This window comes from Natranaerobius thermophilus JW/NM-WN-LF, from assembly GCF_000020005.1.
GTDB lineage: Bacteria > Bacillota > Natranaerobiia > Natranaerobiales > Natranaerobiaceae > Natranaerobius > Natranaerobius thermophilus.
Genome location: NC_010718.1, coordinates 160,846 through 185,443 on the forward strand (window position 1 = coordinate 160,846; position 24,598 = coordinate 185,443).

The window sequence follows — 24,598 nt, forward strand, 5'->3', positions numbered from 1 at the left end:
TTTATTAGTTACGTTGAATGCTAACAGTAAGACTAAAAAATTGGAGGTTTAAGATAGTGCGACCTTTATGGAAAGGAGCAATTAGTTTCGGCTTAGTTAACGTTCCTGTGAAAATGTACGCTGCTACCGAAAAAAAGAATGTAAAATTTAGATACCTCCACAGGGACTGTAATGCTCCCGTAGAATATAAAAGAGTTTGTTCAAACTGTAAAAAGGAAGTGCCTTATGAAGAAATAGTCAAAGGTTATGAATATGAACCAGGTAAGTTTGTAGTACTAGAAGATGAAGACTTTGAGGCATTGCCCCAGGAGGAAGCACGTTCTATCAACATTGTTGAATTTGTAAATTTATCAGAAATAGATCCAGTTTACTATGATAAAACTTACTATTTGACACCTCAAGAAACAGGTGAAAAACCATACCAACTATTGAAACAAGTGTTGAAAGAAAAGGGAAAAGTTGCAGTTTGTAAAGTTGTAATTAGATCCAAGTCTAATTTATCTTGTATTAGAATTTATGACGAAGTTTTGACTTTAGAAACTATGTATTTCCCTGATGAAGTCAGAAATCCTAAAGAAGAACTAGAGATTGAAGAGCAGCCAGAGGTCATGTCAAGGGAATTAGAGATGGCTGGACAATTAGTTGACAGTTTAGAAGGGGAATTTCAACCAGAGAACTATCAGGACGAATACCGTGAGCATCTCATGGATTTAATTAAGGCTAAAATTCATGATGAAGATGTAACAATTCCAGAGAGACCTAAAGACGAACGTGTTGTCAATTTGATGGAGGCATTAGAAAAAAGTGTTGACTTAGTCAAAGAAAAATCCGGATAGAGCTCAAATTATAAAACCATTTATAACAGGATGCCGTAGATTTCCTCCTGGAGTCCAATTAGTATATTTTACCTGTAGCTTTAATTGTGGAGACAAAAAAACTACAGATTCTTTAGAATCAGCTAGTTCTAAATCCACCTTAGATAGGTTGCCAAAGGGAGAGTTAGAGACTCTATTCTTAAAAGCAAAATCTTTTAACATATTTAACTCTTTTTGAGTAAGGCCAGTACTAGCCCTTCCTATATAGTTTAGTTTGTAATCAGCCAGATCACTTTTTTGTCCTAGTAATAAACTTTTTATTTGGTTTTCTTTGACTATTACGCCTCCTAAATAAGCTTGTAAATACTTGAGGTGTTTTATTTTAAACCACTCACTGTGTTTTTTTCCTGGATGATAAATTGAATTACTTTTTTTTGCCACAATACCTTCATGGTTTTGTTGGCTAGTAATATTAAAAAGACTTAATCCATCTGAATAAGAACGAATTATTTGTAAGAACTTGTTATTATTAAAATGTTTGTTGAGTAATTCTCTCCTTTTTATAAAGGGTTCATTTACTAGCCACTGATTATCAATCATTAATAGATCAAAAACTTTATACCGCACGGGGAAAGTTTTTAAAAGCTTTTGGGTTGGATTCTTGGTTCTATCTCTTTTAAGGACATGAAAAAAATTAGCTCCAACTTCCTCACAGGATTCATTGGTTGTAATAAATTTGGGGTGGTCTGATTTGTCTGTTTGATTTGCGACAATTATTTCTCCATCTAATAACCAAGTGGTATTTCCGAACTCTTTAGTTAGTTCATTTAATTCTGGGTACTCAGTTGTTCTTTTAAAGCCTTTTTTAGTTCTAAGTTTAATGGAATTTCCATCAAAAAAAGTTAAGATTCTAATTCCATCCCATTTTATTTGATAGAACCAATCATCTCCTGTAGGTACTGATTGTCTAGGTATTGGCTCCATAGCTTGGATTTGAAAAAACTCCATTGCTACCACCCCTAGTGATATAGTTTTAATATAGCTATATTAAAGTTGAATGTTGATAACTGTTAAATTTCATTTCACTAAAAAATGCTTAAGTTTGATATATCTTGGACTTGGATTCAGGTATTAATAGTAGAAATAGGTGGTGAATTTGAGATATATGGTCAATAGTCAAACCTTAGATGTCCACGGACGCGAAGTTGTGTTAACTAATTTATTAAAACCTATCTGGCCAGAAAAAGATATTACAAAATATGACTTAATCAAATACTTTCTTGATATGTCACCTTATATATTGCCCCATTTAAAAAATCGTCCTTTGGTTATAACTAGGTTCCCTGAAGGTGTGCATAAGGAAGGATTTTATCAGAAAGATATTAAGAAAGCAGGTAATTCACCTTCCTGGTTAAAAACAATTACAATTCCGACTAAAAATAAAGAAAGAGAAAGACAAGTTATAGACTATTTAGTTGTAGATCATCCAGCAACTTTGGTATGGCTGGGGAATTTAGCGGCTGTAGAACTTCATCCATGGTTATCAAGTGTAGAGTCTTTAGATTATCCGGATTTTGGTGTTTTTGACTTAGATCCCATGCCCCAAGCTGACTTTTATCAAGTTAAAACTCTAGCTTTCAGTATCAAAAAAATTTTAAATCAGCTTGAGATAACAGGTTATCCCAAGCTGACAGGCTCTAGTGGCTTACAAATATTTGTACCTTTTTATCCCAAATATACTTATCAAGAAATCCGAGAATTCATTCATAAAGTATGTTTGCAGGTTTTGGATCACCATGCTGATATTGCAACGATTGAGCGCAAAGTAAATCAGCGTCCCTCTCATAAGGTTTATCTGGATTATTTGCAAAATGCAAAAGGTAAAACAATTTCTGCTATTTATGGCCCTAGAGCCAACAAGGGCGCTCATGTGTCGGTTCCGGTTAACTGGGAGGAACTGGCGAATATTGAAACATCCCGACAGTATGATGTGCTATCTGTAGGAGCTCGGATGAAAAATACCGGCGATGTATTTAAAACCATCTTAGAGAATAAACAAAAATTAAACTTTTGCTAATATATTCTTGTGAGAAGATTATATGTTATAATCTGACATATCATCTTGAATTATCCTGGCTAATATTGCTACCCTCTTCAGGTGACCATTTATTTGACCACCAACCTTTCATAGGCAAATCAAAAGGATGGTAAGCTAATTCAATTTCATCTACTCTATCCAGAAAAAAGCTGTCAACCTCATGTTTATAAGGAGGTTTCATATTTTTGAACGGGGGGTGTTTATGCAACATATTTTTATACATATTTAATACACCTCCATATAGAGAATAAGGGGGAATTTTATGATATCACCTTTTGAAATAGTACTTCGATTAGTTTTGGGCGGAATACTGGGAGGAGTAGTTGGTTTTGAAAGGGAACAACATAACCGGCCTGCAGGATTTAGAACTCATATTTTAGTGTGTGTAGGAGCTACCTTAATTATGCTAGTTTCAATATATACTTTTACAGGTCCGGAAGGTGAAATAAGCAGAGGTGCTGATACGGCGCGTATAGCCGCCCAGGTGGTTAGTGGAGTTGGGTTTCTAGGTGCAGGTACTATTTTGCGACAAGGAAGTACCATAAGAGGTTTAACCACTGCGGCTAGTCTTTGGGTGGTCGCCGGTATTGGGTTAGCAGTTGGTGGTGGTTTTTATTTAGGAGCCTTTACTGCTACAGCTGTGGTAATGGTTAGTCTGTACATTTTAGGGAATGTGGAACGATTTTTAGCACAGAAAAGACGCTTAAAAGAACTGTGGGTCAGGGTAATCGATCGTCCAGGTCAATTAGCTAAAATCTCTAGTCTTATTGCAGAGAGAAATGTAAATATTCACAAAGTAGAAATGACAGAACCCGAATACATGGAAGGATATCAGGTAAAAGCTATTGATATCACATTATTATTAAAAGTACCTACCAGGTTGGATGACAATGAATTTTTATCTGCAATTATGGAAATGGAAGGTGTTCTTGAGCTCAGTTGGGAAGGAAAGAACGTTAATGAAGGATAAGATGGTGACCCTAGCAGGTAGTTTTACGACTACCTGCTTTTTCATTGTGCGCCATGCATGACGATTAGCTAGGTGGTGTAAGTCCACTATGGGGGTTTGTAGTTACCAACCATTAGCCAAGAGCAAGGGTGCCCATCGTGAGGTGGGATCTGAAGGAAGCTTAAGGCAAAATTCCGACCCAAGGCACACGAACATCATCAGGCATAAGGTATGGGATGAGTTTGCAATACAAAACGAAGTCCAATCAACTACACGGACATACCAGTGTAAATGATGTGGGTACATGGAATGAAAGTTAATCGTCTTACCGTGGGAGGTCTCATGGACGTGGCAAGATGAACTTCGAACCACGGTTGAAATAAGATTTGTCATGAGAAGTCAGCAGACTCCATAGTACTTGATGAGGTCGACATCATTAAGGAAGGGATGAACCTAGGAGGAGATCAGTAAATGACTGTTACCAATAAAGGAATGAAGTGCCGCCAACTTCTGACAGGCGAAAGCTGCAAAGAAGGCTCACCGCAGAAGAATAGTGCGGAACACGAAGGATATGCGGGAGTGCACAGTTCTTTAAGGATAACTGAAAACAACATCTCCAATGCAAACTTGTCGAAGGGGAATTTGCTAGAGGAAATTTTGGATAGAGACAACATGAATAAAGCATTCAAGAAAATAAAATCCAACAAAGGCTCTCACGGGATTGATGGGATGGGAGTAGATGAACTTCTACAATATCTCAAAGAAAACGGGGACCACCTCAGGCAAAGAGTCCTGGACGGTAAATACCGCCCTAATCCCGTCAGAAGGGTAGAGATACCTAAAGAAGATGGGAAGAAAAGAAAATTAGGCATACCTACAGTGGTAGACAGGGTAATCCAACAAGCAATAGCCCAAGTACTATCTCCAATATATGAGGAGCAATTCTCAGATAACAGCTATGGTTTTCGCCCTGGACGCAGTACTCATGATGCAATTAAGAAAAGTCAACAAAACATAAATGAAGGATACAAATATGTAGTAGATATGGACTTGGAGAAATACTTTGACACAGTAAACCAGAGCAAATTGATAGAAGTGCTATCTAAGACAATAAAAGACGGTCGAGTAATATCTCTTATCAACAAATATCTAAGAGCAGGAGTAATGATCAAACACACCTATAAGGATACAGAAGTTGGCGTGCCCCAGGGCGGGCCTCTTAGCCCTATCCTCAGTAACATAATGCTCCACGAATTGGATAAAGAACTTGAGAAAAGGGGGCACGAATTCGTCCGCTATGCGGACGACCTGCTAATCTTTTGTAAAAGCAGAAGAAGTGCCGGACGCACCTTGAAGAACATACTACCCTTCATCGAAAATAAACTATTTCTCAAAGTAAATAAAGATAAAACTGTAGTTGCCTATGTAGGAAAGGTAAGATTTCTTGGGTTTGGCTTTTACAGACATAAAGGAAAAGCCAGATTAAGAGTTCATCTTAAATCAGTTACAAAGATGAGAACGAGAATAAAAGAACTCACATCTAGAAGTTATGGAATAAGCAACGAAGCCAGAGCAAAGAAACTTAGCCGATACATTATGGGTTGGGTTAACTACTTTAAACCAGCTGATATGAAGAATCTGTTAATAAATACTGACAGTTGGATGAGAAGGCGTATTCGCATGATTTACTGGAAACAATGGAAGAAAGTGAGAACAAAATTTAAAATGCTCAAGTTCTTTGGAGCCAATAAATACAAAGCATGGGAATATGCAAACACAAGAAAGGGCTACTGGAGAATTTCCAATAGCCCCGTCTTATCCAAATCCCTTGGAAATGATGTAATCAAAGGATTTGGTTTCCTATTCTTTTCGGAATATTATCGACAAGTTAAAGCGTAAACTAGGAACCGCCGTGTACCGAACGGTTTGCTCGGTGGTGTGAGAGGTCGGTAGATAAAATAATTATCTACCTCCTACTCGATTGGTTCTGTTATAGTCCGTTGTTGATAGTTGTCTCTTACACAGCCTTTCACTTAGGCATTGTTATTTTTAGTTGTTGATATTGTAAAAATTTTCTTCGAATTGAAATTTTACAGTTATCAACTATGACTTTAGTGTTGAAATTTAAATTTTGATATTTAAATCTTTTCACTAATATGTGGTTAAAATAAGTGTGTAGAGCTCAATTTTTATTTAATAATGTTGCAAAAAAAGGAAAAAAATTTTATAATAAGAATTGAAAGGTCAAAAATGGTCAGGGGTGAGATGGAATGGGAAGTCTTTCAGATAATATAGAAAAATACCTAAAAAATTTAATCGAAGAAAGTCCTAATAAAGCAATCGTAGTTAAACGTTGTGACCTGGCCTATAAGTTTAATTGTGTTCCATCTCAAATAAACTATGTATTGAGTACACGATTCACGGAAGATAAAGGATATCTAGTGAGTAGTCGCCGTGGTGGTGGTGGATATATTGAAATCAGAAGATTGAGATTAGCTGGTGAGACTCCTCTTTACAAACTAACTGATTTAATTGGAAACTCTATTTCTGAACAAGAGGCTAATGGTTTAATTACTCGATTGGCAGATGAGGGAATTATCAAGGAACGCGAGGAAGGATTACTTAAAAGTTGTGTAAAAAGGGAAAGTATTCCTGTTCCTCTACCTTGGAGAGACGAAATAAGGGCCGCTCTGTTTAAAAATGTATTGCTGGAGATACTAAAATTCAAGGAATAGTAAATTGTTAAGGCCTGTTTAGGAGGTGATTATTATGATGTGCCAAAATTGCAATAAACGTCCTGCCACTGTACATTGGACTAAAATTATCAATAACAAGAAAACCGAAGTACATTTATGCGAAAAATGTGCCAAAGAATCTGAACAGATTGAATTCGACTTCGAAAACAGTTTCCCTCTTCAAAATTTCTTGTCCGGGTTAATGGGATTCGATAAAACAGCGGGAGAGGGTAGTGCACAAAGCTTTCATGTGAGTGCTGATCAACAAGGGCAATGTGAAACTTGTGGTTTAACTTATCAGCAATTTGGTAAAATGGGAAGGTTTGGATGTAGTAATTGCTACGAAAAATTTGGTGAACGCTTAAAACCAATGCTAAAAAGAATTCATGGTAGCACAGGTCATCATGGTAAAGTACCTAAACGCGCAGGTGGAACTCTTAGGTTGAAAAAGCGAATTAGTGAATTAAAAGAGGAATTACAAAGAAGTATACACCGTGAAGAATTTGAACGTGCAGCCGAAATTAGAGATGAAATAAAGAAACTGGAAAAGGAGCTTGAGTAGGGGGGATGACGATGCTTGATAAATATATTAGGGAAACGGGTGCAAAATGGATGGAAGGCGAAGGACCCCATCACAATATCGTCCTATCAAGTCGCATTAGATTAGCGCGAAATTTTCGGGAAGTACCGTTCCCCTCCTTAGCAGGTGATGAAGAAACAGAACAAGTAATAAATTCAGTTCAGGAAAGTTTAAAAAGAGGAGAAAGTGGCTTAGGACGACCGAAAACTATTAAGATGAAAGATTTAAGTTCCATTGACAAACAAGTTATGGTTGAAAAACATTTAATCAGTCCGTTACTTGCAAAAGAAGATAGAAATAGTGCTGTAATTCTCAGCCAGGATGAAGACATTAGCATTATGCTCAATGAAGAGGATCATATTAGAATTCAGTGCCTGTTTCCTGGATTACAACTAGAGAAAGCCTTTGAAATGGCTGATCATATTGATGATTTAATTGAAGAATCGGTCGATTACGCCTTTGACGAAGAACTGGGTTTTATGACAGCATGCCCTACCAATGTTGGCACGGGAATGAGGGCTTCAGTTATGCTACATTTACCAGCTTTAGCTATAACCGGTCAAATTAACAGAATCTTGTCAGCAGTAGGGCAAGTAGGCCTAGCAGTCAGAGGATTATATGGTGAAGGGTCTGAAGTGGTTGGAAACATATTTCAGATATCCAATCAAATAACCCTGGGACAATCTGAACAAGATATGATTGAGAATTTGCTGGGAGTTACGAAACAAATAGTTGAGCAAGAAGAGCAAGCCAGGAAAAAATTAGAAGAAGATAGTGAGTTAAAAGTTGCCGATAAAGCAGGACGTTCCTTTGGGCAGTTGAGTTATGCTAGAATTGTCACCACAAAAGAAGCCCTAGATCTATTGAGCCAAGTAAGATTAGGTGTGGATATGGGCTTATTAAAAGAAGTAGATGCTACAATTTTAGATGATCTAATGGTTCTAATCAGACCGGCCAACTTACAGAAAATAGCTGGTAAGGAACTAGAATCAGGTGAGAGGGATACCAAACGAGCGGAAATTATACAGAAAAGAATAAATATGAATACAGATAAACAAGAATAAGGAAATTACTATTTAAAGCGGGGTGATAGTATGTTTGCTAGATTTACTCAAAGAGCCCAAAAAGTCATGGCTCTATCACAAGATGAGGCGAAAAGACTAAATCATAATTATATAGGCACTGAACATTTACTACTGGGTCTTATTAGAGAAGGTGAAGGAATTGCTGCCCAGACCTTCAAGAACTTAGGAGTTGATTTGGAAGAAGTTAGAGAAGCTGTGGAGAATTTAGTACAACCGGGTGAAGAACAAGTTAGTGGAAATGTGGGCTATACACCCAGGGTCAAAACAGTAATTGAACTATCTATGGAAGAGGCACGGCGAATGGGTCACAACTATATAGGAACCGAGCACTTATTGTTGGGATTAGTTAAAGAAGGAGAAGGTATAGCCGCTAAGGTACTTCAAGAATTAGGTGTTGACTTAGATAAAGCCCGGGAAGAAGTGCTAAAAATAATTGGTGGTAGTCAGCAGCCAAAAGGTCAAGCCAATTTTGGTCAGGCTCAAAATCCCAAAATGGCAAATAGAGACAAAACACCTACTTTAGATAATTTTGGAAGAGACCTGACTAAACTAGCTGAAGAAGGCAAACTAGATCCGGTGATTGGACGTAAAAAGGAAATTGAACGGGTTATCCAGGTATTAAGCAGAAGGACAAAGAATAATCCTTGTTTAATAGGTGAACCAGGAGTAGGTAAAACTGCTATTGCTGAAGGTTTAGCCCAAAAGATAATTGAAGGTGAGGTACCCAAGATACTCGAAAACAAACGAGTTGTCACTCTTGAATTGTCTGCAGTGGTTGCAGGAACAAAATATAGAGGTGAGTTTGAGGAAAGATTACGTAAATTGATTGATGAATTAACTGATAGTGGTGAAGTTATTATCTTCATTGACGAAATCCACACTATGATTGGCGCAGGTGCCGCTGAGGGAGCTATCGATGCTTCAAATATTCTCAAACCAGCTCTAGCAAAAGGGGAACTACAATGCATAGGTGCAACTACCCTTGATGAATATCGAAAATATATTGAAAAAGATTCGGCCCTAGAGCGTCGTTTCCAGCCAGTTACCGTTGATGAACCTAGTAAAGAAGCAACTGTTGAAATACTTAAAGGTTTAAGAGATCGTTATGAAGCTCATCATAGAGTTCAAATAACAGATGACGCCATTGAAGCTAGTGTGAAAATGTCAGACAGGTATATTACTGATAGATATTTACCTGACAAAGCTATAGATTTAATTGATGAAGCTGCTTCTAATGTTAAACTTAAAACTAATACTGCACCGCCAGATATGAGGAAACTGGAAGAAGATCTTGAGGAAATAGAAAAAGAAAAAGAAGCTGCAGTTAAAAGTCAAGATTTTGAACAGGCAGCCAAATTAAGGGATAAAGAACAAGAAATTAAAAAAGAGTTAGAAGATATGGAAAAAAGCTGGGAGAAAAAACAGTTGTCCGACGAAGCTCAAGTAACTGAGGAGGATATAGCTAGAATTGTGTCGGATTGGACTGGAATACCTGTAAAGCGCTTGGCCCAGGAAGAAACCGAACGTCTGTTGAATATGGAAGACGCTCTCCACCAACGAGTTGTAGGTCAAGAAGAGGCGGTCCAGTCGGTATCAAATGCTATTAGAAGAGCACGCTCTGGTCTAAAAGATCCCAAAAGACCTATTGGCTCTTTTATATTCCTTGGGCCTACAGGGGTAGGAAAAACTGAACTTGCCAGAGCTCTGGCTGATGTGTTATTTGGCGATGAAGATGCTATGATTAGATTAGATATGTCAGAGTATATGGAAAAGCACACGGTTTCGAGACTACTAGGGTCACCACCGGGATACGTAGGCCACGAAGAATCTGGACAGCTAACGGAAAAAGTTCGTCGCCGCCCTTATTCGGTTATTCTACTTGATGAGATAGAAAAGGCCCATCCAGAAGTCTTTAATACATTGTTGCAAGTTCTAGAAGATGGTCGCTTAACTGACGCTAAAGGTAGAACTGTAGATTTTAGAAATACTGTTATAATTATGACCTCCAATGTAGGAGCAAACTTAATTAGAAATGAAAGCAAGGTAGGTTTCAAACCTCAAACCAGTGAAGATTCATATAAAGAAATGAAAGATAATGTTATGAGTGAACTTAAGAACTCATTCCGACCAGAGTTTTTAAATCGAGTAGATGAAGTAATCGTTTTCCATGCACTTGAAAAAGAACATTTATCTGACATTGTGGAACTAATGCTAGAAGAATTGAAGGAAAGAATGGCCGAATTTAACATGAACTTAGAGTTTACGGAAGAGTCTAAAAAACATTTGGCAGAGCAGGGCTATGACCCTACCTACGGAGCCCGTCCTTTACGCCGTGTAATTCAAAAGCAAGTAGAAGATGTCTTATCTGAGAAAATGCTAAGCGGCGAGTTTGCCCACGGTGAAACAGTTGTTATCGATGCCGAAGACAATGAACTAAGCTTTAAAAAGAAGTAACTAATGAAATATTAATAAAAAACGGGGCAAATGCCCCGTTTTTTATTATTTTATTTTTATTGACTATTTGAAGGAATAGTATTAGTTTTTGTCGAATCATGGTGGAAGGTCAATGGAGGTGAATCTAATGAAAAAAGAACAATTTGTAAAAGATATCAATGTTGGAGATAAAATAGATGCTCCTTTTGTAGTCGTTGAAAAAAAGATGATGGATTTTAATACCCAGAAAAAAACTGGGGAAAAGTTTATGTTACTGCGCTTACGAGATAATACTGGCACCATTAAGGCCGTTTTGTGGGAACGGGCTGAACAGACAGCTAATTATGTGCATGAAGATACTATTGTCTGGGTGAAGGGAAAAACTCAGGAATATAAAGGAGTCCAAATAATAATTGATGAAATCGAAGCTATAGCTGAAGATATTGATCTGACTCCCTTTGTCCCCTCCAGTTCTATAGGAAGTGAAGAGCTTAAAAAAGAATTACGAAAAACTATCAAAAATATCAATAATAAATACTTGACCGAGCTACTTAATACAATATTTGAAGATCAAAAACTTCTTAGTTTATATCTCAAGGCCCCAGCAGGCAAGAAAGTGCATCACAATTATCTGGGGGGCTTGGCGGAACACAGTTTAGAAGTTATCAAAATAGTTTCATCAATGTATCAGCTGTATCAAGATAGAATTAACTGGGATCTTCTTGTTACAGGGAGCTTACTCCATGATATAGGTAAAATTTACGAATATGATTTAAATAGTCCTAGTTTTCAAATGACTGATAGAGGAAAACTATTGGGACATATTGCATTGGGAGAAGAGTTGATAAGGTCTAAAATTGATAGATTATCGTATTTTCCCGAATCACTGGCTGTGGAGATTAGGCATATGATTTTAAGCCATCACGGAGAGAAAGAATGGGGTTCTCCAGAAGTCCCAAAAACCTTTAACGCTTTATGTTTATTTTATGGAGATCTGATTAGCAGTCGGCTAAATCAGGTTGATAAATTGTTTTTTGAGGCTGAGACTGGAGAGCAAGAAGAAAACTTTAATTGGACTAATTTTGATCCTTTAATGGGTAGAGCTTTTTATTTGCCTCAAGAAGAAACTAGTGAACAGATAGAAGGAAGCCAGCTAAGTCTTGATAATTTAACTGAATCTTAAAATAAGCTATGTGATAAAATAAAAAAATAACAAAACCCCGCTTTAAAACGGGGTTTTGCTATCTAAAAGTTCATGGTTTTCTGCGTTAGTATGTTTATTTAAGGGAAGTTAGTACAGTTTGGTTAACTTCTTGCAGCAAATTGTCAAATTGCTGTTGAGCATCCATTAATGTTTTAATGGTTTCATTATTTTGCATTTCTTGCTGCAAGGACTGCAATGTTTGAATTTCTTCTTGACTGACTTCTTGTCCTTGTTGTTGTGATTGTTGAAGATTTTGCTGCTTGTCCTGAAATTTTTGCAACAATTCTTGAGCTGTAACATCAAGATTTAATTTGTTTTCAGCACTTTTCAAAGTCTCAAATTCTTCAGTTTCCTTAATTGCTTCAGCCAATTCTTTGGCTTTTTGCTCTACACTCAAAAAACACACCTCCAAAATTTTTCCCTAAGTAATATGGATACCTTTACTATTGTAGCTTAAATAGATATCAATTGTAAAGTAGGAAATCAAATTGATCTTATTGAATTGTATATGATACTGAGTTAATTAATATCTAATTATTATTTTTACCAATAAACTTAGGTTCTACAACAGAATAATAGATTTTTGTGAGGAAATTTAATACACAGGAGGGATGAATGAATGGAATTGACAAAGAACGCCAAAATGGTCCTTGAAAAGAGGTACTTAAAGACCAATGAGAAAGGTGAAACTGAAAATCCAGAAGATATGCTGAAACGAGTAGCTGATAATATTGCTCAAGTTGAAAAAGATGTTTATCAAAAAGATAAACAGGAAGTATCGAAAGTTTCCCAGAATTTTTTTGACCTTATGGACAATCAATATTTTATGCCAAACTCTCCTACTTTGATGAACGCTGGGAGAGAATTGCAACAATTGGCTGCTTGTTTTGTTTTACCTATAGAAGATTCTATGGAGAGTATATTTGAAGCGATTAAAAATGCAGCGTTAATTCATAAGAGTGGAGGAGGTACAGGCTTTTCCTTCTCAAACTTACGCCCTAAAAATGATATAGTTTTATCTACAGGTGGTGTAGCCAGCGGGCCTGTATCCTTTATGAAAGTTTTTAACTCGGCAACTGAAGCTGTAAAACAAGGTGGTACTAGACGTGGAGCCAATATGGGTATTCTCAGGGTGGATCATCCAGATATACAGGAATTTATTACATGCAAACGTGACAGTGATGAAATCAATAATTTTAATATCTCTGTTGGAATAACCGAAGAATTTATGGAAGCCGTAAAACAAGATGGTGAATACTCCCTTAAAAACCCCAAAAATGGTCAAGCAGTTAAAACTCTCAGGGCAAGAGAAGTTTTTGATAAAATAGTAGAAATGGCTTGGGGAAATGGCGAACCCGGGATAGTTTTTATTGACAAGATGAATGAAAATAATCCCACTCCCCATATTGGTGAAATTGAATCAACAAACCCTTGTGGTGAACAACCTTTATTGCCCTTTGAATCTTGTAATTTGGGATCTGTCAATCTTTCAAAGATGGTAAACAATGGTGCAGTGGACTATCAATTATTAAAGGAAACTGTCCATACTGCAGTTCATTTTCTTGATAATGTAATTGATGCCAATAGATATCCTTTACCAGAGATTGAAAAGACGTCAAAGGAAAATAGAAAAATTGGTTTAGGAGTAATGGGTTTTGGAGATATGTTGTTTAAACTAAGAATACCTTATAACTCTCAAGAAGCCCTGGATTTAGCCGAAAAAGTCATGGGTTATATTGATCAAGAATCAAAAGCCAAATCTCAAGAACTAGCTAAAGAAAGAGGAGCTTTTCCCAACTTTAAAGGCAGTATATATGATCAAAAAGGTGAAGAACCCATTAGAAATGCAACAACTACTACCATTGCTCCCACTGGAACCATTTCCATTTTATGTGGAACCTCTAGCGGAATAGAGCCATTATTTGCCCTGGCATTTACAAGAAATGTGCTCGATAATGATAAACTAGTGGAAGTAAACCCTGTATTTAAAGAGGCAACTGAAGAAGCGGGTTGTTATAGTTCTGAATTGATGGAAAAAGTGGCAGATAAGGGAAGTATACAGGATATTGATGAAATTCCGGATAGTATCAAAAAGGTATTTGTAACATCTCATGATATATCCCCAGAATGGCACTTGAAGATGCAGGCAGCTTTCCAGAAAGCAACCGACAATGCGGTAAGCAAAACTGTTAATCTGCCTAATGAAGCTGACCTAAAAGATGTTTATGAAATTTATAATCTGGCTCACGAATTAAACTGTAAAGGCGTTACAGTTTACAGAGACGGTAGTCGTGATACCCAAGTACTGCAGACAAGTAAAGCTAAATCAAAGCAAGAAGAACAAAAACAACAAAAACCACAAAAAAGTGAACCTAAAGAAGGCCGAGCCGGTGAAATTGTTCCCAGAAAACGACCCGATGCCACTATCGGCCGGACTGAGAGAATAAAAACTGGTTGTGGTAATTTATATGTTACGATTAATGAAGATGAAGAAGGTCTTTGTGAAGTTTTTGCGTCCATGGGTAAATCCGGAGGTTGTGCTGCTAGTCAATCCGAAGCTACTGCCAGGCTGGTAAGTATGGCCTTGAGGTCCGGTTTAAAAGGTGAATCCATAGTAAAAGAATTGAGAGGTATTCGGTGCCCAAGCCCTGCCTGGAACAAAGGAGGGGGAATGGTACTAAGCTGTCCAGATGCCATTGGCATCGTCTTAGACCGTTATCTTATTAGAAAAGAACAAGGAGAAGAACCGGTTCAATCTAATAATGGTATAGACAAATTAGATATGTTAATGGGTGCTTGTCCTGATTGTGGTAGCCCAGTTTCCCATGAAAGTGGGTGCATTACATGCTATTATTGTGGATACTCTAAATGTAGCTAGTTAATAGATATTTCAAATAAAAGAGGCAGCTTAAACTGCCTCTTTTTGACACTTTGTTATTTTCTTAATTTTATCATTCGACTTGGATAGTTAAATTATCAAAGGCCGGTTTTATATTAACTGGTAATTGTTCATTTAACTGATAGTAGTCTAGATCATGAGTCATATGTGTAAAGTAAGCAACTTCAGGATTTATTTTATTTACAGTCTCTACAGCTTCATCAACACTTAAATGGTTAGGGTGAGAACGATACCTCAAAGCACCGATCACTAGAGTATGCAGACCCTGTAAAAATTTATATGAATCGGGAGGAATCTGAGAACAATCTGTAAGATAAGCGAACCTACCGATACGATAACCCAGGATTAAAGACTTCCCATGATATATTGGAATTGGGTTGATGGTCAAGCCATTGAGTTCAAAACTACTCGAGATTGAATGTAAAGTAACTTTGGGACTACTAGTATAGGGATCTCCACCTCTAAAGACATAAGAATACATGTTTTTTAGATTCTTTACAGTTTCTGAACTGGCAAAACAAGGAATAGATTCCCTTTGAATTTCATTGAAGCGTCTTAAATCGTCAAAACCGTGAACATGGTCAGCATGGGGATGGGTAAAAAGCACTCCATCTATCCTGTGTATATTGTTATTGATCATTTGCAACCGAAACTCCGGTGGAGTATCAATTAACAGGTGATTATTTTCATATTTGATGATCACGCTCGACCGGTACCTGGTGTTTTTTGAATCTTTACTTGAACACACTGAACAGCTACAACCAATTACCGGGACCCCGTGAGATGGCCCTGTACCTAAGAATGTTACTTTCATATATTCATCCCTCATTTTCTTTTAATACTAATTACTGCGAAAGGAGGCCTATTAATGGCTGATAACAAAAAATTTCAAGATCTAAAAGAAAAACTATTGTCTTCCGAGGAACCTTATGTACTAACTGGAGCCGGAATCAGTACAGAAAGTGGTATACCAGATTTTAGAGGCAAAGATGGCTTGTGGACCAAAATTGATCCTATGCAATATTCTACTAGAGAAGTATTGATGTCGGTGCCGGAAAAATTTTATGAATATGGTTTCGAAAGATTTAAGCAACTGGCCAACAAAGAACCCAATCAGGGTCATAAGATTTTAGCTGATTTAGAAAAACATGGTGTGATAAGTGGTATAGTCACACAAAATATCGATGGTCTTCATCAAAAAGCAGGTTCAAAACAAGTATTTGAAGTCCATGGTAATACCAGAAAGTGCTATTGTTTAGGATGTAATCAAGAGTATCCTTTCCAAGAATTAAGCGATCAATTAGAAAAAGAACAAAAAGATGTCCCTAAATGTAAGGAATGTGGAGGTATGTTACGACCTGATATCATACTATTTGGTGATCAAATGCCAGATCTATTTTTTAAAGTTACCACAGTTTTGAAACAACGGTGCGACTTTTTATTGGTTATAGGTACCAGTTTACAGGTGTACCCTGTGGCTGCCCTAGCTGAACTAGGTATTCCCATGGGTATAATTAATCTTGAGGAAACCCCCTTTGATCGACAGGCAGAAGTAGTTATACAGGGTAAATGTGGAGAGACTCTGTCACAACTATGGGATCATATGAAAGACGAATTATCACAATAATGAAATCCAGTAGTTAATATAACAAATCAATATTATTCAGTTTGGGACATTTTTGAAGTGACAGAACTGACTTTTTGGTTCATACTTGCTGTTTTATCTCTGCGATCATCTATTTTAATGTTTGTCACGACTCTCTGCGCTTCTGAATCAAAGGGTACTTGATGCATTTGTTTAACAATATCCAAACAATCGTTCAGATCACCTTCTAAAATGGTTCCCATTGGTGTTAGTTTGTAATTAACCTTTGATTGAGATTCCAGTATTTGATGACAGTCAGCCACATAAGGGCTGATGCTTGGAGAGCCAGTTCCCAGTGGAGCTACACTAACCTCTACAATGGCCAAAGCTTATCCCTCCTTGTGGTATAGTTTATTAAATAATTGAAATTACATGTATCTCTTTATAAGTTCGCGCTTTAGCCGTTATTTTCCTGTTGTTAATATGGCTAATCCCGTAATTTAATTTCATAGGTGAGGTGAACAAGGTGCAAATAAACCCTTTTAATAAACCTACAGAAATAGATAAACAGTTATTGGACGGTGTGATATCACAAGGTGATAGAGTAGTTGATGCAACTTGTGGGAATGGACACGATACTGAATATTTAGCCAATCGAGTTGGTGATCAGGGGCTTGTGTATGCTTTTGATATTCAAAAGCAAGCTCTTGAAACTACTTGGAAACGTTTACAGCAGGAGGGACTGCATGAGCGAGTAAGATTACTTAATAAAGGTCACGAAAAATTGATTGAGGATGTGGAAGGGCCGGTTAGTTGTGTTATGTTTAATTTAGGTTATTTGCCTGGTAGTGACAAGAAGGTAGTGACAGAACCTCAGAATACTATCCGAGCTATTGAAGGAGCTTTAAGTTTATTGAAGGCCGGTGGATTATTGACAATAGTATTATATCCAGGTCATGAGACAGGAATGATAGAATCTCAAGTGGTTCAAGATTACCTTATGAGACTAGATCAGACTAAATTCCATACAAAGAAAATTATATCTTTAAATTTTAAAAACAATCCACCGTATCTAATGGCAGTTTTAAAAAACAAGTAAAAACTAGACAGTGAATTGCGGTTTGAACATACGATAGGGGGGAAAGTTATGAGATTGGGTTTTCACATGCCCCTTTCGGGTGGTGTGGGTAAACAATTAAATCGTGCTAGTGAATTAGGTATGGAATGTATACAAATTTTTTCAGGGAATCCAACTAGCTGGAAGCCAGGCAAAATCACACCAAAATCTCGAGATTTATTTATAAAAAAACAGGAGGAATTACAGATAAAACCTTTAGTGTTTCATACTCCCTACTTGATTAACCTGGCTTCTCCTAAAAATGATATTAGGGAAAAATCAATCTACTTATTGAATGCTGCCTTGGAAAAAGCCAAAGCTTACGATGCTCCTTATGTGGTAACTCATATCGGTAGTCATGTGGGTGAAGGAGTTGAAAAGGGAATTGATCTGGTGAGTTATAGTTTAGAAAAGATTATGGAGGATTGGCCTGAGGGGGTAGAATTACTACTGGAAAACACTTCAGGAGCTGGATCTACTCTAGGTGGTAGTTTAACCGAACTTAAAAAAATTATAGATAAATTTTCAGGAACCCAGGTGCTCGGGTGCTGTTTTGATACTGCTCATGCTTGGGGTGCCGGTTACGACATTTCAAATGTCAAGGAGGTAGAGACCACTCTGGAACTGGTTAATGAACAGCTGGGCCTGGATTTGATCAAAGTTTGCCATGCCAATGATACCAATGTCCCTTTAGGATCTACTAAAGATAGGCATCAACATATTGGTGAAGGTAATATCACAGATGAGGGATTCGGTGCTTTGTTAACTCATGATTCATTTACACCAAAGGCAGTTATTATGGAAACACCAAAAAATGGTACAGACTGTGACCAAATAAACTTACAACGATTAAAAAAGGTGGTTGGCAGGCATGAAGAAGAATGATTTTAAAATGACAGAACAGAATATTTATTCATATATGTCCCCCGATAATATTAAAGTGGAGGTGTTTTTATCACCTCTATTATTTGAGTACTTAGAAGAGAGTTCGTTAAAACAGTTGTTAGATGCCAGTGAGTTACCTGGTGTGATTCCACCTGTGATAGGAATGCCTGATATCCATGAGGGTTTTGGATTACCTATCGGTGGAGTGTTAGCAACTGATGGTAATGACGGTATAATATCGGCAGGGGCAGTGGGGATGGATATTAACTGTGGTGTTAGGCTGATAAATACAGACATTGATTATGGAGATATTAAGGACGAGCTTCCCAAGTTATTGGAAAAAATCACTTCATCGGTTTCTCCTGGAGTCGGTGGTAAAACAAAATACTTAAAAGCAAAAAGCTTGGATATCCAAAATGTATTGGAACAGGGCGTGCCTTATTTGATTCGTCAGGGCTTTGGTAATATGGAGGATTTAGATCACATTGAAGATGGTGGTGTTATATCAGAAGGAGACAGCTCTGTTCTGAGTCATGAAGCTGTTAAGAGGGCTAAAGAGCAACTTGCTACTCTAGGTTCTGGGAATCATTTCATTGAAATCTGCTTGCTTGAAACTGATTTTAATCAAAAAGAAGCCAATGATTTAGGAATTAATTACGGGAAGGTTTGCTTTTTAATTCATACAGGTAGTAGAGGGATCGGGCATCAAGTTTGTACGGAATATATGGACAGAATGAAAAAAGCCTTAAAAAAAGATAGACAGCCACTTCCAACAAAAGGGCTAGCCTATGCCGAAATTAAGAGCCCTTTAGGTAGAGAATACTTTAGTGCTATGGCAGCTGCAAGTAATTTTGCTTTTGCTAATAGACAGCTATTGACGACAGCTATAGAAGAAGCCATTGGTTGCAAAACGAATTTAATTTACGATGTTCCCCATAATATAGCTAAGTTCGAAACAATAGATAATCAAAAATTACTTGTACACAGAAAAGGAGCTACTAGAGCTTTCCCGGCAGGTCACTCTGCCTTAGCTAAAAAATTCAAAAACACGGGACAACCAGTCATTATCCCAGGAACTATGGGTACCGGATCTTATATTATGCTTGGTACAGAAAATCTGAGACGTACATTTTATTCGGTCAATCATGGAGCGGGTCGTCAGCTATCAAGAAAGCAGGCCAAAAAAAGTATCACCAAAAAACAATTCAAACAAATGATGAATGGGATAGAAATGAGTATACCGGGGGTTAAAAATGTAATAGATGAGGCTCCTCAAGCTTATAAAGATGTTGATGAAGTGGTTAATACTCTTTGCGATATCGGTTTAACTAAAAAAATAGCCAGGTTGCGCCCCATCGGTGTGATAAAAGGTTAATATCAAGGGCCAGGGGCGACCTGGCTTTTTATTTATTTTAATAACTCCTCAGAGTTCATCTTGTAGTTTTACTCAAAGATTTCTACAAGTATCTCTCGCGTTTCGTCAATGGATTTTTCTTCTCCTAAAAAGCGTTGATCTTCTCCCAACCATATTTCCATATGGAGGTGTGGGCCGTCATCTCTTCCTTCTGCTGCAGCTCCAGTCCCCGTATTCCCTACACCACCGAGAACTTCTCCTTGCTCTATTTGGTAACCTTCCTCTATGTGTGCTTCAATGCTGTTTAAATGGGCATATCTGACGACAATATTATGTTCGTGTTCCACCCAAACTTGCTTTCCTCTGAGCTTGTCCAAAGTATCTTCTGGTGTTTTACCAAGTTCTGCTGTTTCTTCAAGTAATTCATCACGATAAGACTTTTCTAGCTCCTTAAAATCATGATCTGCTCTGATTACCTCTCCCTCAGCGACAGACTTAACTGGAGTATCAATTTCTATTGGAACGCCTACATATTCATTAAAATAATCTATTCCTTCGTGGACACCATTACGATAAGCTCTATCCGCACCCGGTAAGTGACTATCAGCATAAGTAATTACAGCATCTTCAATAGGTGAGATAAAATGGTCTAATTTAGATACGATTAAGTCTCGGTCCCATTCTTCTGAAGGTGGTATTTCTGCGCTTTGATCTGCATCTTCCTGATCGGTTTCTTCTTTACCATTTTCCGTTTCTTGTTTTTCTTTGTCTTTTTGACCGTTAACTACTTCCTCTTCATCACCTTCTGATACCACGTCTTTAGTTTCTTCACTGTCTTTGTTTTCTTCATCTTTAACTTTTTCTCCATTATCACCTGCTACTGGGTTCGTTCCTTGGATATCGTCAATATCCAAATAAATCCAACCAGCTGTCAGGATAATGCCAACAAGCAAAATGGGTATAAATAAATGTCGAAACTGCTTTTGAGAGCTCCCTCTGGTATTTTTTACAAATTTTGGTTTCATCTCTAGTTCCTCCACTTCTTTTGTATTATTTACTTGTACTTTTTAAATTATAATATTTTTAAATTCAAATGTAAAACAATACTCTATAGCGTAAAATTACCTATATTATCCTGAGCTTGTTCAGCACAAACTAAAAATAGCCTTAAAACCCTTTAAATTTAATGGAGGTGTCGCTCTAATGGCACGTAGGCGAAATAGAGGTGTCATGAGTGAAGAGCTGAAGTATGAACTGGCCAAAGAGCTGGGAGTTTTTGATACAGTGGCCCGAGAAGGTTGGGGAAGTGTTCCATCTCGAGATTGTGGGAACTTAACCAAGTTGGCCATTGAAAAAGCTGAACAGATGATGCGAGATCAAAATCAAGGGTTTTAAGGCAAGGATGAATAAACCCAGACGAACTGGGTTAAGATAGTAATGAAGGCAGGTTAACTCCTCTCCCTTTAACAATATCATGCCTTCCCAGGCAAGCGGCGGCCAAATCTTGGTCGTCGCTTGTTGTTTTTATGGCTAAAATAGTGATATAATTTTATTAACAAGGGGAGTGGAAAAATTGAAAAAATCGACAATATATTACATGTGTTTAGACTGTGGACATACGGAATTAAAGTGGTTAGGTAAGTGTCCTGCATGTTCTAATTGGAATACATTTCAAAAAAAATATCAACAACCGAGCGATAATAAGCATAAATCTAACATTGGTTCATCTGAATCAGAACAATCTTCTCAAGTAATCACCTTGTCAGAGATTGACTTAGAAAAAGAACCTCGTATGAGTACAAGCATCGATGAACTTGATAGAGTTTTAGGTGGAGGTATTGTACCTGGCTCAGTAGTTCTCTTTGGAGGAGACCCTGGGATAGGTAAAAGTACCCTGATGTTGCAAGCCTCTCATAATTTGGATACATTAAATTTCAGTACCCTTTATGTTTCTGGTGAAGAATCACTGTCTCAATTAAAACTAAGATGTGAAAGACTAGGACTAAACTCTGAATCCTTATTGTTTGCTTCTATCACAGACCTCAGGGAACTAGAAAATAGATTAAATGAACAAAAACCACAAATATTAATAATTGATTCTATTCAATCATTATATACTCCTGAAATTGAAGCCCCGCCTGGAAGTTTATCCCAAGTTAAGCACTGTGCAGCAGTTTTACACTCAGTTGCTAAAGAAAATGAAATTGCTTGTTTGATAGTTGGGCATGTTACTAAGGCAGGCCAAATAGCCGGCCCTAAAGTTTTAGAACATATAGTAGATACTGTTTTATACTTTGAGGGAGATCATCATCAAGACTATAGGATATTGAGAAGCATAAAAAATAGATTCGGCCCCATAGAAATTGGTGTTTTTGAAATGCGTCAAACTGGATTACAGGAAATTACTAACCCGTCCAAATTGTTTTTAAGGAAAAGACCAGACTACACCGTAGGTTCTGCTATCTTACCCAGTTTAGAAGGAACAAGGGCCTTTTTGGTAGAGATTCAAGCTCTGGTCAGTACCAGTCAACTAGGCACTCCCAGAAGAGTTGTCACAGGTATTGACAGTAACCGAGCAGCATTAATAACTGCCGTTTTAGAGAAAAAATCCGGTTTGCACTTAGTAGGTGACGATATTTTTATTAATGTGGTTGGTGGTGCTAAAGTAGCTGAACCTGCAGCCGACTTGGCTGTGGCTCTAAGTTTGATCTCTAGCTTTAAAGAACAAGGGTTTCCGGGAGATTTAGTTGTCATGGGAGAAATAGGTTTAACAGGTGAAATACGATCATGTAATCAACCAGAAAAACGCCTTTTAGAAGCAGAAAGAATGGGTTTTAAAAAAGCAATATTACCCGAAGCTTGCCGTTTAAATCATCATCAAGGAAACATTGAGATTTATCCGGTATCCTATTTGAAAGATGTTTTAGAAATATTATCAGGGTAGGTGATTGCGCTTGACATATTTATCAAAATTACATGATAATAAGGAGTTTTTAGATACTCTGGCTATGCTAGCTCCCGGGACGGGGCTTCGAGCAGGACTTGAAAATGTTTTAAGGGCAAAAACTGGGGGATTGATTGTATTAGGTGACAATGAAGAGGTGCGTGAGCTCATTACAGGGGGCTTTAAAATTGATGCCACCTTTTCTCCCAGTAATATGTATGAGTTAGCCAAAATGGATGGGGCTTTAGTTTTGAGTAGTGATGCAAGAAAGATCGTTTACGCCAATGTTCATCTAAACCCTGATTCCAATATTTCTTCCAGTGAGACTGGAATTCGACATAGAACAGCTGAAAGGGTGGCTAAACAAACTCAAAAGACTGTAGTTGCAATATCCCAAAGGAGAAATATTATTACTATTTACCATAATAACTGGAAATATGCTATGAGTGATATTGGTGTGATTTTAACAAAGGCAAATCAAGCAGTGCAAACTCTGGATAAATACCGATCTGTACTGGATCAAGATTTGACTAATCTTTCGGCATTAGAATTTGAAGAATCAGTGACTTTAGCTGATGTGGTGAAAGTGATTCAAAGATCTGAAATGGTTATGAGGATAGTAAAGGAAATAGAAAAATACATTACCGAATTGGGGACTGAGGGACGTTTGGTGAAGATGCAGCTAGATGAGCTAATTGTGAATGTTGAAGATGACAGTTATCTGTTGATTAAGGATTATTATAATTCAGAGGGGCATTATTCGCCTGCGGAAATATCAAATAAAATTTCGGAGATCGAATCAGATGAATTATTAGAGCCTGAAAAAATATTAGAAGCTTTAGGATATCCAAAGAAAGCTAGTTATTTAGATCAAAAGGTCATGTCCCGTGGTTTTAGAATTTTGAATAAAATTCCTCGTTTACCTATAAATATTGTGGAAAATGTGGTTGAAAGATTTGGCGATTTGAGAGGAATATTAAATGCTTCAATAGAAGAATTAGATGACGTAGAAGGTATAGGGGAAATTAGAGCGCGAGTGATAAAGGATGGTTTACGAAGGATTAGAGAGCAAGCTTTAATAGATAGATATGTATAAGTTGTAGGAGGAGGTTAATTCTTGGATATTAAAAAAATACTACCAAATATATTGACTATAGCCAATTTGACAGTGGGTTTTGCCGCCATCCTATTGATTTCTGGCGAATATTATAGTACAGCTGTTTCTTTTGTGATAATTGCCATGGTTCTTGATGGTTTAGATGGAAAAGTGGCTCGCAAATTTCAGGTGTCAGGTGATTTTGGAACAGAACTTGATTCCCTGTGTGATGTGGTATCTTTTGGAGTAGTACCTGGTTATTTTATGTGGGCAAATAATTCTGAGACAAGCCCACTGATAACAACTTTATTTACAATTACAGCTCTTTTATTTTTGATATGTGGTGCCTATCGTTTGGCCAGGTTTAATGTGGAAACAACCAGTGGTGAAGACTTTACAGGAATACCTATTACAATTGCAGGAGGAATTTTGGTTTTAGGTTCTTTTTACATTGCCCCGTTTAGTGCTATATTGGTAATAATGTTAGCTGTGATTTTATCACTTTTAATGATTAGTGAAGTACCTTATCCTTCTTTTAAAGGGGTAACTTTGCCAAATGAGTACTGGTGGTATCTTATTTTTTTAGGGATTATTATCTTGTTTATATTATTTCCTTTATTGTTTTTATTTTTATTGAGTATTTATTTTATAAGTGGTTTTGTCAAATTAATTATTTAATGAATGTGGTATTAAAATAAATTTAGGATGTGTAAGTTGAATGTTGATAGTTGAACTTTTCAATTTCACATCCAATGTTTCAGGTTGGTACATCTAAACTGTTGTAAATAAAAATAAACCGGATAAAGGCCGGTTTATTTT

General features: G+C 37.1%; 24 protein-coding genes. 18 read left to right on the forward strand and 6 right to left on the reverse strand.

Going from position 1 to position 24,598, the window contains the following annotated elements; translation table 11 throughout:
- Nucleotides 1-56 precede the first annotated feature (56 nt).
- On the forward strand, nt 57-836 hold the full coding sequence (ku, locus tag NTHER_RS00775; protein WP_012446627.1) for a non-homologous end joining protein Ku: 780 nt from the start codon (nt 57-59) through the stop codon (nt 834-836).
- A 3-nt stretch (nt 837-839) separates the two neighbouring features.
- Here ku and NTHER_RS00780 read toward each other — a convergent pair whose 3' ends face one another.
- Nucleotides 840-1,823 carry an ATP-dependent DNA ligase gene (locus NTHER_RS00780; protein ID WP_012446628.1) on the reverse strand — a complete coding sequence of 328 codons (984 nt, stop codon included), beginning with the start codon at nt 1,821-1,823 and terminating at the stop codon, nt 840-842.
- Nucleotides 1,824-1,965: 142 nt separating this feature from the next.
- Here NTHER_RS00780 and ligD point away from each other — a divergent pair, with 142 nt between their 5' ends.
- The gene (gene ligD, locus NTHER_RS00785; protein WP_158438186.1) at nt 1,966-2,892 is read left to right on the forward strand and encodes a non-homologous end-joining DNA ligase; all 927 of its coding nucleotides are present in this window, start codon (nt 1,966-1,968) and stop codon (nt 2,890-2,892) included.
- A 40-nt stretch (nt 2,893-2,932) separates the two neighbouring features.
- Here the strand turns inward: ligD and NTHER_RS00790 are convergent, their stop codons facing one another.
- Nucleotides 2,933-3,136: a hypothetical protein gene (locus tag NTHER_RS00790; RefSeq protein ID WP_012446630.1), complete on the reverse strand. Its 204-nt coding sequence runs from the start codon at nt 3,134-3,136 to the stop codon at nt 2,933-2,935.
- A 39-nt stretch (nt 3,137-3,175) separates the two neighbouring features.
- Here NTHER_RS00790 and NTHER_RS00795 point away from each other — a divergent pair, with 39 nt between their 5' ends.
- From NTHER_RS00795 to NTHER_RS00830, 7 genes are all read left to right on the forward strand, one after another.
- A complete protein-coding gene (locus NTHER_RS00795; RefSeq protein ID WP_012446631.1) occupies nt 3,176-3,883 on the forward strand; it encodes an MgtC/SapB family protein in 708 nt (235 codons plus the stop codon).
- A gap of 450 nt (nt 3,884-4,333) precedes the next feature.
- Nucleotides 4,334-5,761, forward strand: coding sequence for a group II intron reverse transcriptase/maturase (gene ltrA / locus NTHER_RS00805; RefSeq protein ID WP_012446632.1), 1,428 nt, complete (start codon nt 4,334-4,336; stop codon nt 5,759-5,761).
- Between the two features lie 371 nt (nt 5,762-6,132).
- Nucleotides 6,133-6,597, forward strand: a complete 465-nt coding sequence (locus tag NTHER_RS00810) for a CtsR family transcriptional regulator (RefSeq protein WP_012446633.1) — start codon at nt 6,133-6,135, stop codon at nt 6,595-6,597.
- 34 nt (nt 6,598-6,631) lie between these two features.
- Complete coding sequence (locus NTHER_RS00815) at nt 6,632-7,159, forward strand: protein-arginine kinase activator protein McsA (protein WP_012446634.1); 528 nt, start codon at nt 6,632-6,634, stop codon at nt 7,157-7,159.
- A gap of 11 nt (nt 7,160-7,170) precedes the next feature.
- Nucleotides 7,171-8,241, forward strand: coding sequence for a protein arginine kinase (locus NTHER_RS00820; RefSeq protein WP_012446635.1), 1,071 nt, complete (start codon nt 7,171-7,173; stop codon nt 8,239-8,241).
- Between the two features lie 30 nt (nt 8,242-8,271).
- Complete coding sequence (locus NTHER_RS00825) at nt 8,272-10,716, forward strand: ATP-dependent Clp protease ATP-binding subunit (RefSeq protein ID WP_012446636.1); 2,445 nt, start codon at nt 8,272-8,274, stop codon at nt 10,714-10,716.
- A gap of 127 nt (nt 10,717-10,843) precedes the next feature.
- Complete coding sequence (locus tag NTHER_RS00830; RefSeq protein ID WP_012446637.1) at nt 10,844-11,878, forward strand: 3'-5' exoribonuclease YhaM family protein; 1,035 nt, start codon at nt 10,844-10,846, stop codon at nt 11,876-11,878.
- Between the two features lie 94 nt (nt 11,879-11,972).
- On the opposite strand, the gene NTHER_RS00835 is transcribed toward NTHER_RS00830, so the two are convergent.
- Entirely contained in the window at nt 11,973-12,296 is a 324-nt protein-coding gene (locus NTHER_RS00835; RefSeq protein WP_012446638.1) for a YlbF/YmcA family competence regulator, read from the reverse strand.
- A gap of 222 nt (nt 12,297-12,518) precedes the next feature.
- On the opposite strand from NTHER_RS00835, the gene NTHER_RS00840 reads away from it, so the two are divergent.
- Nucleotides 12,519-14,777 carry a vitamin B12-dependent ribonucleotide reductase gene (locus NTHER_RS00840; protein ID WP_012446639.1) on the forward strand — a complete coding sequence of 753 codons (2,259 nt, stop codon included), beginning with the start codon at nt 12,519-12,521 and terminating at the stop codon, nt 14,775-14,777.
- A gap of 73 nt (nt 14,778-14,850) precedes the next feature.
- Here NTHER_RS00840 and NTHER_RS00845 read toward each other — a convergent pair whose 3' ends face one another.
- Complete coding sequence (locus NTHER_RS00845) at nt 14,851-15,612, reverse strand: MBL fold metallo-hydrolase (protein ID WP_012446640.1); 762 nt, start codon at nt 15,610-15,612, stop codon at nt 14,851-14,853.
- A 54-nt stretch (nt 15,613-15,666) separates the two neighbouring features.
- Here NTHER_RS00845 and NTHER_RS00850 point away from each other — a divergent pair, with 54 nt between their 5' ends.
- On the forward strand, nt 15,667-16,425 hold the full coding sequence (locus NTHER_RS00850; RefSeq protein WP_012446641.1) for an SIR2 family NAD-dependent protein deacylase: 759 nt from the start codon (nt 15,667-15,669) through the stop codon (nt 16,423-16,425).
- A gap of 32 nt (nt 16,426-16,457) precedes the next feature.
- Here NTHER_RS00850 and NTHER_RS00855 read toward each other — a convergent pair whose 3' ends face one another.
- The gene (locus NTHER_RS00855) at nt 16,458-16,769 is read right to left on the reverse strand and encodes an MTH1187 family thiamine-binding protein (RefSeq protein WP_012446642.1); all 312 of its coding nucleotides are present in this window, start codon (nt 16,767-16,769) and stop codon (nt 16,458-16,460) included.
- 140 nt (nt 16,770-16,909) lie between these two features.
- Between NTHER_RS00855 and mnmM the strand changes: the two genes are divergently transcribed.
- Genes mnmM through NTHER_RS00870 form a run of 3 tightly spaced genes read left to right on the forward strand, consistent with a single transcriptional unit; the run spans nt 16,910 to nt 19,760 of the window.
- Nucleotides 16,910-17,482 carry a tRNA 5-(aminomethyl)-2-thiouridylate-methyltransferase MnmM gene (gene mnmM / locus NTHER_RS00860; protein ID WP_012446643.1) on the forward strand — a complete coding sequence of 191 codons (573 nt, stop codon included), beginning with the start codon at nt 16,910-16,912 and terminating at the stop codon, nt 17,480-17,482.
- 48 nt (nt 17,483-17,530) lie between these two features.
- On the forward strand, nt 17,531-18,385 hold the full coding sequence (locus NTHER_RS00865) for a deoxyribonuclease IV (RefSeq protein ID WP_012446644.1): 855 nt from the start codon (nt 17,531-17,533) through the stop codon (nt 18,383-18,385).
- A complete protein-coding gene (locus NTHER_RS00870) occupies nt 18,372-19,760 on the forward strand; it encodes an RtcB family protein (RefSeq protein ID WP_012446645.1) in 1,389 nt (462 codons plus the stop codon). Before NTHER_RS00865 ends, NTHER_RS00870 begins: the two co-directional genes overlap by 14 nt.
- Before the next feature lie 68 nt (nt 19,761-19,828).
- Here NTHER_RS00870 and NTHER_RS14970 read toward each other — a convergent pair whose 3' ends face one another.
- On the reverse strand, nt 19,829-20,764 hold the full coding sequence (locus tag NTHER_RS14970) for a M23 family metallopeptidase (protein WP_012446646.1): 936 nt from the start codon (nt 20,762-20,764) through the stop codon (nt 19,829-19,831).
- 178 nt (nt 20,765-20,942) lie between these two features.
- Between NTHER_RS14970 and NTHER_RS00880 the strand changes: the two genes are divergently transcribed.
- From NTHER_RS00880 to pssA, 4 genes are all read left to right on the forward strand, one after another.
- Nucleotides 20,943-21,134 carry a small, acid-soluble spore protein, alpha/beta type gene (locus tag NTHER_RS00880; RefSeq protein ID WP_012446647.1) on the forward strand — a complete coding sequence of 64 codons (192 nt, stop codon included), beginning with the start codon at nt 20,943-20,945 and terminating at the stop codon, nt 21,132-21,134.
- 169 nt (nt 21,135-21,303) lie between these two features.
- The gene (gene radA / locus NTHER_RS00885) at nt 21,304-22,683 is read left to right on the forward strand and encodes a DNA repair protein RadA (protein WP_083762611.1); all 1,380 of its coding nucleotides are present in this window, start codon (nt 21,304-21,306) and stop codon (nt 22,681-22,683) included.
- 4 nt (nt 22,684-22,687) lie between these two features.
- Nucleotides 22,688-23,779, forward strand: a complete 1,092-nt coding sequence (disA, locus tag NTHER_RS00890; protein ID WP_012446649.1) for a DNA integrity scanning diadenylate cyclase DisA — start codon at nt 22,688-22,690, stop codon at nt 23,777-23,779.
- A 21-nt stretch (nt 23,780-23,800) separates the two neighbouring features.
- Nucleotides 23,801-24,457 (forward strand): CDP-diacylglycerol--serine O-phosphatidyltransferase, encoded by a 657-nt coding sequence (pssA, locus tag NTHER_RS00895; protein ID WP_012446650.1) that lies wholly within the window; start codon nt 23,801-23,803, stop codon nt 24,455-24,457.
- Nucleotides 24,458-24,598 lie beyond the last annotated feature (141 nt).